The 8,689-nt window shown below is 58.9% G+C and carries 12 protein-coding genes; 4 read left to right on the top strand and 8 right to left on the bottom strand.

The annotated features are described in order from the left end of the window. Positions 1-36 precede the first annotated feature (36 nt). Genes EJA70_RS02660 through EJA70_RS02670 form a run of 3 tightly spaced genes read right to left on the bottom strand, consistent with a single transcriptional unit; the run spans position 37 to position 1,412 of the window. The gene (locus EJA70_RS02660) at positions 37-210 is read right to left on the bottom strand and encodes a DUF3094 domain-containing protein (protein ID WP_007909875.1); all 174 of its coding nucleotides are present in this window, start codon (positions 208-210) and stop codon (positions 37-39) included. A gap of 51 nt (positions 211-261) precedes the next feature. Next, entirely contained in the window at positions 262-789 is a 528-nt protein-coding gene (locus EJA70_RS02665) for an MOSC domain-containing protein (RefSeq protein WP_158829408.1), read from the bottom strand. Further along, positions 786-1,412, bottom strand: coding sequence for a DUF1780 domain-containing protein (locus EJA70_RS02670; protein WP_008078503.1), 627 nt, complete (start codon positions 1,410-1,412; stop codon positions 786-788). The genes EJA70_RS02665 and EJA70_RS02670 overlap by 4 nt, the downstream gene beginning before the upstream one ends. 182 nt (positions 1,413-1,594) lie before the next feature. Between EJA70_RS02670 and EJA70_RS02675 the strand changes: the two genes are divergently transcribed. Both EJA70_RS02675 and EJA70_RS02680 read left to right on the top strand, forming a co-directional pair. Further along, positions 1,595-2,284: an energy-coupling factor ABC transporter permease gene (locus EJA70_RS02675; RefSeq protein WP_045122962.1), complete on the top strand. Its 690-nt coding sequence runs from the start codon at positions 1,595-1,597 to the stop codon at positions 2,282-2,284. Between the two features lie 65 nt (positions 2,285-2,349). After that, entirely contained in the window at positions 2,350-2,565 is a 216-nt protein-coding gene (locus EJA70_RS02680; RefSeq protein ID WP_008078491.1) for a hypothetical protein, read from the top strand. 6 nt (positions 2,566-2,571) lie between these two features. Here the strand turns inward: EJA70_RS02680 and yacG are convergent, their stop codons facing one another. Genes yacG through pilB form a run of 5 tightly spaced genes read right to left on the bottom strand, consistent with a single transcriptional unit; the run spans position 2,572 to position 7,183 of the window. Continuing rightward, entirely contained in the window at positions 2,572-2,772 is a 201-nt protein-coding gene (gene yacG / locus EJA70_RS02685; protein ID WP_007909902.1) for a DNA gyrase inhibitor YacG, read from the bottom strand. After that, complete coding sequence (gene coaE / locus EJA70_RS02690; protein WP_158829410.1) at positions 2,769-3,392, bottom strand: dephospho-CoA kinase; 624 nt, start codon at positions 3,390-3,392, stop codon at positions 2,769-2,771. Before coaE ends, yacG begins: the two co-directional genes overlap by 4 nt. Beyond that, positions 3,389-4,261, bottom strand: a complete 873-nt coding sequence (locus EJA70_RS02695) for an A24 family peptidase (RefSeq protein WP_158829412.1) — start codon at positions 4,259-4,261, stop codon at positions 3,389-3,391. Before EJA70_RS02695 ends, coaE begins: the two co-directional genes overlap by 4 nt. 1 nt (position 4,262) lies before the next feature. Continuing rightward, positions 4,263-5,480 carry a type II secretion system F family protein gene (locus EJA70_RS02700; protein ID WP_158829414.1) on the bottom strand — a complete coding sequence of 406 codons (1,218 nt, stop codon included), beginning with the start codon at positions 5,478-5,480 and terminating at the stop codon, positions 4,263-4,265. 2 nt (positions 5,481-5,482) lie between these two features. Beyond that, positions 5,483-7,183, bottom strand: coding sequence for a type IV-A pilus assembly ATPase PilB (gene pilB, locus EJA70_RS02705; RefSeq protein WP_008078484.1), 1,701 nt, complete (start codon positions 7,181-7,183; stop codon positions 5,483-5,485). A 225-nt stretch (positions 7,184-7,408) separates the two neighbouring features. On the opposite strand from pilB, the gene EJA70_RS02710 reads away from it, so the two are divergent. Together EJA70_RS02710 and EJA70_RS02715 are read left to right on the top strand one after the other, a co-directional pair. Then, positions 7,409-7,825 (top strand): pilin, encoded by a 417-nt coding sequence (locus tag EJA70_RS02710; protein ID WP_008078482.1) that lies wholly within the window; start codon positions 7,409-7,411, stop codon positions 7,823-7,825. A gap of 309 nt (positions 7,826-8,134) precedes the next feature. Continuing rightward, positions 8,135-8,488, top strand: a complete 354-nt coding sequence (locus EJA70_RS02715) for a BON domain-containing protein (protein WP_158829416.1) — start codon at positions 8,135-8,137, stop codon at positions 8,486-8,488. The last annotated feature ends 201 nt before the right edge of the window (positions 8,489-8,689 follow it).

An 8,689-nucleotide genomic window follows, 5' to 3' on the forward strand; every position in this document is an offset into this window, starting at 1 on the left:
AAATCGGTGCGGTTACCCAAGCGAGCGCCAAGCTGCTCATAGCGTCAGGTAACTGATAAATCGGCTCAACAGGCCCAGACCAATGGTCACTGCCAGCACCAGCACCAGGAGCATCCACGGCCGGAAAGGCCGGCGCTCGACTCGGTGTTGGGACAGTTGCAGGTACTCTTCGACATGCTTTTGGTCTTCGGGGTTCAGGCGGCTGGTCATAATGGCCTCGTCAGGTAGACGTTGCTGAATGTGAACAAGCTACAGCGGTTTTTATCCGGGGTTGAACGGAGCATAGCCGCTGTCCGGAACCGGCTCGACAGACACGCCATCATCGAGGCGAATGATCCCGCTTTGTAACACCCGCGCGGTAATTCCGCCATGCCCGCGCACGGCTTGAAACGTGCCGGGGCCGAGGTTGTTCTGCAAGCGTGCGCAGGGCTGACACCAACCGGTGGTTTCGAAGATGGCCTGGCCGATGCGAAAGCGCCGGCCCTTCAGGCTAAACAAATTGATACCGCTGATAACGAGATTGCGCCGCAGATCTTCAGGCCTGACCGGTTGATTGTCGGCACGGCCCATCAACGCGCTGATCACCGCGAGGTGTTCGAACTGAATCAGCGTCACCTGCCGCGCATTACGCACGCCGGGCCGGGCGTGATCGCCGGTCAGCCCGGCTTCGAGCCGCGCCTCGACGGCGTCCAGCTCGATCATCGGCCCACGGGATTCGGGGCGCACACCGATCCAGCGCACACGGCCGGTCTGCGGTACGTCGGCAATCAGTTGCTGAAGCGGCGTCACAGGCTGATCCCGACGTCGAAGACGATGCTGCGGCCGAGGTTGCTGCGCAGAAAATCCGGCGCATCCGGGTGGGCGAACAGCACGCGGGCGAAGGTCGGGCCGACCAGGGACAGAGAGCGCCAGCCCTGACGCAAATATTCGGTGGGCGGCGGGAAGTGGCTGTTCAAGTCGAGCACTTCGCGTTTAAGGCTGGCGAAGGCAATGATGTCCAGTTCGCCCAGATCCATGCCGCGCTCTTTGTAGTTGTGGGCTTTTTTGCGCAAAGTCGGCGCCAGTCGCATAAGGAATTCATTAGCCGGGATGCGCTTGGGCTTGGCTTCACGTCGCACCAGTTGGCTGAGCGAAAAAGCGCTGCGCCGGCGCTGCAGTTCGTCGCGCCATTCGTCGTTGAGGCGACGGCCTTCATCGAGGACGAAAAACACTTCGAAATTGGCATCACGAAACAATACGTCCGGCGGCTCGCCGGCCGGCGCGAATTCGTCGGCGCGGTAGGGAATGTTCAGGCCTTGCAGCAGGCGCTGGCAGACCCAACGCTCACGCTCCCATTTGCGGGCATTGGACAGGAACGCGTTGGCTTGCTCGGCCGCGATGGTCAGCAGGCGTAAATAATCTGAGTCATCCATAGGCCCAAGCTTAGCGTTCAAATGCGACTAGCAGAAAGCTTTGCTTGCACCGCCCGTTCACCTCGCCCTTGTAGGAGCTGCCGAAGGCTGCGATCTTTTGATTTTTCATTTAACAGCATGATCAAAAGATCGCAGCCTGCGGCAGCTCCTACGGGGGGATGTCGATGGAGGGTGAGGGAGTCATGATTGGGGCTGAACTGCTTTCGACGGCAAGTCTGACATTCGGTTGGCTGATTTACTTGCCGGTGCTGCTTTGGGCGGTCGTGCGGGCGCCGTGGGTCGAGCTGTTCAGTGACAGCCGTCGTCAGCATCTGTTGTTCGGCACGGTGTTCGCGTTGTTTCTGCTGTGGCTGGTGCGCAGGGATTTCGACACCGGCGTGTCTTATCACTTCATCGGCATGACCGCCGTGACATTACTGCTGGACTGGCCGTTGGCGATTGTCGGCGGCCTGGTCGCGCAACTCGGTCTGGTGCTGCTCGGGCGCCAGGATCTGCTGGCCCTCGGGGTCAACGGTTCGCTGTTTATTCTGTTGCCGGTGCTGATCACCGAGTGCGTGGCGATTCTGGTCGAGCGTGCGCAACCGCGTAATCCTTTCGTTTATATCTTCTGTTCGGGGTTTCTGGCTGCCGCGTTGTCGGCATTGCTTTGCCTGCTGCTGAGCCTGACGTTGCTCTGGTATGACGGCATCTTTGCCATGCCGGAATGGCTGGAGGATTTCATCGGTTACCTGTGGCTGATCATTTTCCCTGAGGCGTTCATCAACGGCATGGTCATCAGCGCGCTGGTGGTGTTCTGCCCGGAATGGCTGGAGACCTTCAATCGCACGCGCTACCTTTCGGCACCGTGGAAGGACGACGATCCCAAGCCTTGATCCACATCAAACCGACCACGCAGACAAAATCTCATGCTCAGTCAAATCCCTTCAGGAGCTGCGGCATGAGTGTGTACGAGTGGGCGAGGCAGGAAACCCGGCAGAGTCTGGACATGGCGCAAGAGGTCGGGTTTGACCCCGGTTTGAGTTTGCGCGCCTTGCTCAGTGCCGTGGTGCAGCAGAGCAAGGCGGTGCGCAATGCCGAAGACCTGGCTGACGAGTTGCGCTTTCTCGCGGAAAACCTCGACGACGAACAGGACTACGGCTTTATGCGGCCCTGACCGCGATCAGTGGCGCGGATCGAAATCGCCGGAAAACAGTTCGTCTTCCGCATCCGGTGCCACCGGAATCTTGTGTTCTTCCGACGCCCAGGCGCCGAGGTCGATCAGTTTGCAGCGATCGGAACAGAACGGGCGAAACTTGTTTTCAGCGGTGAACTCAACGGGCGCGCCGCAGGTTGGGCATTCAACGGTAGGAATCTGGCTCATGCTTGGCCTCCGGATAAAGTCAGGTAAAAGTGATGCAGACGCTCGACTTCGCTGTGCAGCCAGGCGAGGTCGCGGTCGTTGACCACCACGTCGTCGGCGCGGCTCACGCGGTCTTCACGGCTCGACTGGGCCTTGAGGATCGCCTGAACCTGCTGTTCGCTGGTCTGGTCACGCTGCAAGGTACGTTCGATCTGCAATTGTTGCGGGGCGTCGATCACCAGGATGCGCTGGGTCATCGCGTATTGCCCGGATTCGATCAACAGCGGCGACACCAGAATCGCGTAAGGCGATTTTGCCAGTGCCAGGTGATGAGCGATTTCCTCGGCGATCAACGGATGCAGCAAGGCTTCGAGCCAACGCCGCTGCTCTGCAATCTCGAAGATCAGTTTGCGCAGGGCCGCACGGTCCAGCGTGCCGTCAGCTTGTAACACGCCGGGGCCGAAATGCTCGGCAATCTTTGCCAGCGCCGGGCGGCCAGGCTCGACCACCCAGCGCGCCGCGTGATCGGCATCCACGACATGAATGCCGAGGTCGATAAAGTGTTGGGCGGCTGCGCTCTTGCCGCTGCCGATGCCGCCGGTCAGGCCGAGAATCCAGGGTTTTTCCACAGGGGTATTCATTTCAGACCGACAAACTGCCAATAGAAGTCGGTTATTTGACCACCCCAGAGCAAGGCAATCCAGCCGGCAATTGCCAGATAGGGGCCGAAGGGGATCGGTGTCGAGGTTTCCTGCTTGCGCAAACGCAACAGAATCACGCCGATGATCGCCCCCACCAGCGACGACAGCAGGATGGTCAGCGGCAGAATCTGCCAGCCGCCCCACGCGCCAAGCAATGCCAGCAGCTTGAAGTCACCGTGGCCGATGCCGTCCTTGCCGGTCAGCAACTTGAACAGCCAGAACACCGACCACAGCGCCATGTAACCGGCCACCGCGCCCCACAGAGCATCGTGCAACGGCACGAACAGCCCGAAACTGTTGACGATCAATCCCAGCCACAGCAACGGCAGCACCAACACATCGGGCAGCAATTGATGCGCGGTGTCGATCAGGCTCATCGCCAGCAAGCCCCAGGTGAGGAAGATCAGCAGGCACGCCGGCCAGCCGAAACCGAAATGCCAGGCGATGAAGGCCGAGAGCAGCCCACACGCCAGCTCGGTCAGCGGGTAACGTTTGCTGATCGGTGCCGCGCAGGCCGAACAGCGCCCGCGCAGCCACAGATAACTGAGCAGCGGAATGTTTTCCCACGGACGAATACGGTGCCCGCAGTGCGGGCATTCGGAGTGCGGCAGCATCAGGTTGTAGGTCGGCAGCGACGTTTCGCCGGGCAGGCCGAGCACGTCGTGGGCCTGCTGGCGCCAATCGCGCTCGAGCATTTTCGGCAAGCGCCAGATCAACACATTGAGAAAGCTGCCGACCACCAGGCCCAACAGCAGCGCGGTGCAGACAAAAGCCAGCGGGTACAGGGCAAACAGTTCGTCGATAGGCATGTCAGATCGCTGAGCCGAGTTGGAAGATCGGCAGGTACATGGCCACCACCAGCCCGCCGACGATCACCCCCAGCACGACCATGATGAACGGTTCCATCAGGCTGGTGAGGTTGTCGACCATGTTATCCACTTCCTCTTCGTAGAACCCTGCAACTTTGTCGAGCATCTCGTCGAGTGCGCCGGACTCCTCGCCGATGGCGGTCATCTGCACCGCCATGTTCGGAAACACCCCGGTGGTGCGCATGGCGAAATTCAGCTGCATGCCGGTGGCGACATCCTGGCGAATCCGCAGTACCGCGCGTTTGAACACCACATTGCCGGTGGCGCCGGCCACCGAGTCGAGCGCCTCCACCAATGGCACCCCGGCAGCGAACGTGGTCGACAGGGTCCGGGCGAAACGGGCGACGGCGGACTTGTACATCAGCGTGCCCACCAGCGGCAACTTCAACAGCCAGGTGTCGCGACGGTCGCGCAAGGCCTGAGATTTCTTCAGTCCATGGCGGGTGCCAAAAATCGCCACCACCATCAGCCCGAGCAGTGCCCACCACCATTGCTGCATGAATTCCGAAAGGCTGATGACCATCAGCGTGAAGGCCGGCAACTCGGCACCGAAACCTTTGAACACCGACTGGAACTGCGGCACCACTTTGACCAGCAGAATCCCGGTGACGACTGCTGCCACCAATACCACGGCCGTGGGGTAGGTCATGGCTTTCTTGATCTTGGCCTTGAGCCGTTCGCTTTTTTCCTTATAGGTGGCGACACGCTCCAGCAAGGTATCGAGGGCGCCGGACTGTTCGCCGGCATCGACGAGATTGCAGTACAACTCGTCGAAGTACTGCGGCTTCTTGCGCAACGCCGTGGCGAAGCTGTTACCGGCAGCGACCTCCTGTTTCACTTCGTCCACCAGTTTGCGCATGGCCGGGTTTTCGAAGCCTTCGCCAATGATGTCGAACGACTGCAGCAGCGGCACGCCGGCCTTCATCATGGTCGCCATCTGCCGGGTGAACAGGGCGATGTCCTGGGCCTTGATGCGTTTGCCGAGACTCAGCAAGGACACCGATTTCTTGCGCACCTTGCCCGGGTTGATCCCCTGTTTGCGCAGTTGCGCCTTGACCAGTGCGGGGTTCTGCCCGCTCAACTCACCGGTGATTTTGCTGCCTTTCCTGTCCGTGCCTTCCCAGGCATAGACATTCATTTTCGCTGCCTTGACCGCCATGTTCAGTCCTTGGTGACCCGGTTGATTTCTTCAAGGCTGGTGATGCCTTGCATGGCCTTGTGCAGGCCGGAGGTGCGCAGGTCATCAAAGCCGTCGCGGCGCATTTGACTATCGATTTCCAGCGAGTTGCCTTCGGCCATGATCAGCCGTTGCAGCTCAGGTGTGTTTTTCACCACTTCATAAATCCCCACGCGACCCTTGTATCCGCCGTTGCAATGATCGCAACCGACCGGCTCGTAGATCGTGAAATGGCCGATGCGTTCCTCGGGGAAACCTTCCTTGATCAGGGTTTCCCGGGGGATCTCGATCGGCCTTTTGCAATGGCTGCAGAGTTTGCGCGCCAGCCGTTGGGCAATGATCAGGCTGACCGAAGTAGCGATATTGAACCCGGGAATGCCCATGTTGTGCAGGCGCGTGAGGGTTTCCGCTGCGCTGTTGGTGTGCAGGGTCGAGAGCACGAGGTGGCCGGTCTGCGCAGCTTTGATGGCGATTTCGGCGGTTTCCAGGTCGCGGATCTCACCGACCATGATCACGTCCGGGTCCTGTCGCAGAAACGAGCGCAGCGCCTGGGCAAAGTCGAGCCCTTGCTTGGGATTGACGTTGACCTGGTTGATGCCTTCCATGTTGATCTCCACCGGGTCTTCGGCGGTGGAGATATTGATGTCGACGGTGTTGAGGATATTCAGGCCGGTGTACAGCGACACGGTTTTACCCGAGCCCGTGGGGCCGGTGACCAGAATCATGCCCTGCGGCTGCTTGAGCGCGGCCATGTACAAGTCTTTCTGTGCCGGCTCATAACCGAGGGCGTCGATGCCGATCTGCGCACTGGACGGGTCGAGAATCCGGATCACCACTTTTTCCCCCCACAGCGTGGGCAGCGTGTTGACCCGGAAATCGATCGACTTGCTCTTCGATAGGCGCATTTTGATCCGCCCGTCCTGGGGCTTGCGCCGTTCCGAGATGTCGAGGCTGGCCATGACTTTCAGGCGCGCGGCGATGCGTCCTGCCAACTGCACCGGTGGCTTGGCCACTTCGCGCAGGATGCCGTCGGTGCGCATCCGCACCCGGTAGTTTTTTTCGTAGGGTTCGAAATGCAGATCGGAAGAGCCGCTCTTGATCGCATCCAGCAGCATCTTGTGAACGAAGCGCACCACCGGCGCGTCGTCGGCGTCGAGTCCGCCGATGGCGTCCTGTTTGCTGTCGTCGATGGATTCGACATCGAGGCCGTCGAGGTCGACGTCGGCCATGTCTTCGATGCCGGAGGCGTGGGTGTCGAAGAATTTTTCGATGGCATCGGTGAGTTTGTCGTCCTCCACCAGAATGGCTTCGGTGCTCAGGCCGGTGCTGAACTGGATGTCGTTGATCGCTTGATGATTGCTCGGGTCGGAAATGCCCACGAACAGTTTGTTGCCACGCCGCCACAAAGGTAGCGCGTGGTGCTGGCGCACAAGTTTTTCGCTGACCAGGCCTTTGGGCTGGGTTTCCTTGTCGAGGCAGTTGAGGTCGAGAAACGCCATGCCGAAATGCTCTGACGCGATCTCGGCTACCTGCCAGCCCTTCACCAGCTTGTTCTGCACCAGGTAACTGACCAGCGACAGGCGATTGCGCTGGGCTTGCTGCCAGGCTTGCTGGGCACTTTTTTCCGTGAGCAGTTCGGCCTGCACCAATTGCTTGGCCAGACCGCTCAGAGCGATGTCATTCATGGGGATTCCGCACGCTTGCCGTTCATGACTTATAGCCTAGTCAAGTGACAGCGCCAAACACGTCGGGTGCAGGTGACAAAAAGTGTCAGATAGTGCGGTTAGAGGTTGTAGGAAAGGGCGCGGCAGCGGATGGGTGCCCAATGACTGGGGCCTGAAGGCATTGGCATGGGCTATGCTGCGTCCTTTGCAGATCATGAGATTTCGACTCATGCATGGAGCGTGTCTATGAAAAAACAACAAGGTTTCACTCTGATCGAGCTGCTGATCGTTGTGGCGATCATCGGCATTCTGGCGACCATCGCCTTGCCGCAGTATTCCAAGTATCAGGCGCGGGCCAAGGTCACGGCAGGGATTGCCGAGGCGTCGGCGCTCAAAGTCAATTTCGAGGACGTCATCAATGCCGGGTCGACCGATCCGAGCCTCACCAACGTCAACGCCGGGACCGCCGCGACACAGAATTGCACCTTGACGGCCGCCGGTAAGGTCGCCGATGGGACGGGCACCATTACCTGCACCTTGCTCAACGCGCCAGCGCCGGTATTGGGTCAAACCGTCACCCTGACCCGTAGCGCCACCACCGGCTGGACTTGCAAGTTCTCCGGCTCCAAAGACTACACAACCACCAGTTGCCCAGGGGTGTAACCACACGGCGTCAGACTGTAGCTGTAGAAAAAATGCCCCGCACTGTCGGGGCATTTTCTATTGTCTGGTGCTTCACAAAAGCTTCAATATTTTCAGCGTGTTAGGAACTTTCCAAAAAACCGTAACTTGCATGTAGATAAACCGAAGGTCATGCAAAATGCATGATTTCGAAAATTTGGCTAATTCATATCTCATTGATTTATAAGGAGATTATCGATTTTCAAAAGTTGGCACAGCGTTCGCAACTACCTTGGTAACCCTGCTGACAAGACACGCAGCAGACTTTCCAGAAAAACAGGAGTTACTCGTATGAAGAAGTTCGCTATCACTGCCGCTGCTGCTACCGCGCTGACCCTGACCATGACCGGCGCTTTTGCACAAACCACCCAGGCTACCCAGGCTCCAATGACTCTGGCCGCCGGTGAAATGACCAAGGCTAAAGAAACTACTTCCGATACCTGGATCACCACCAAAGTCAAAAGCGACCTGGTCACCGAAAAAGGCATCCCAGGCACCGACATCAAAGTAGAAACCAACAAAGGCGTTGTTTCGCTGTCGTCGACTGTAGCTGTGACCGAAGCTCAGAAAACCACCGCCGTGAACATCACCAAGAAAATCAAAGGCGTCAAAGCGGTCTCCGCTGATGGCCTGAAAGCCGAGTAAGGCATGACTTCTCGCCTGGACCGGGAGAAGGCGCGACAGACGGGCCGAGCCATACGTCTGCCGCAACTTTAGAGTTCATGCGAACGGTCACACGGATGTGACCATTACGGGCCCCGGCACTTGTGTCGGGGCCTGTTCTATTTGTTAAAGGCAAAAGATCGCAGCCTGCGGCAGCTCCTACATTGGAATGCGTTTCCTGTA

Origin of the sequence: Pseudomonas sp. PB103 (genome assembly GCF_009764635.1) — a bacterium.
Taxonomy (GTDB): Bacteria; Pseudomonadota; Gammaproteobacteria; order Pseudomonadales; family Pseudomonadaceae; genus Aquipseudomonas.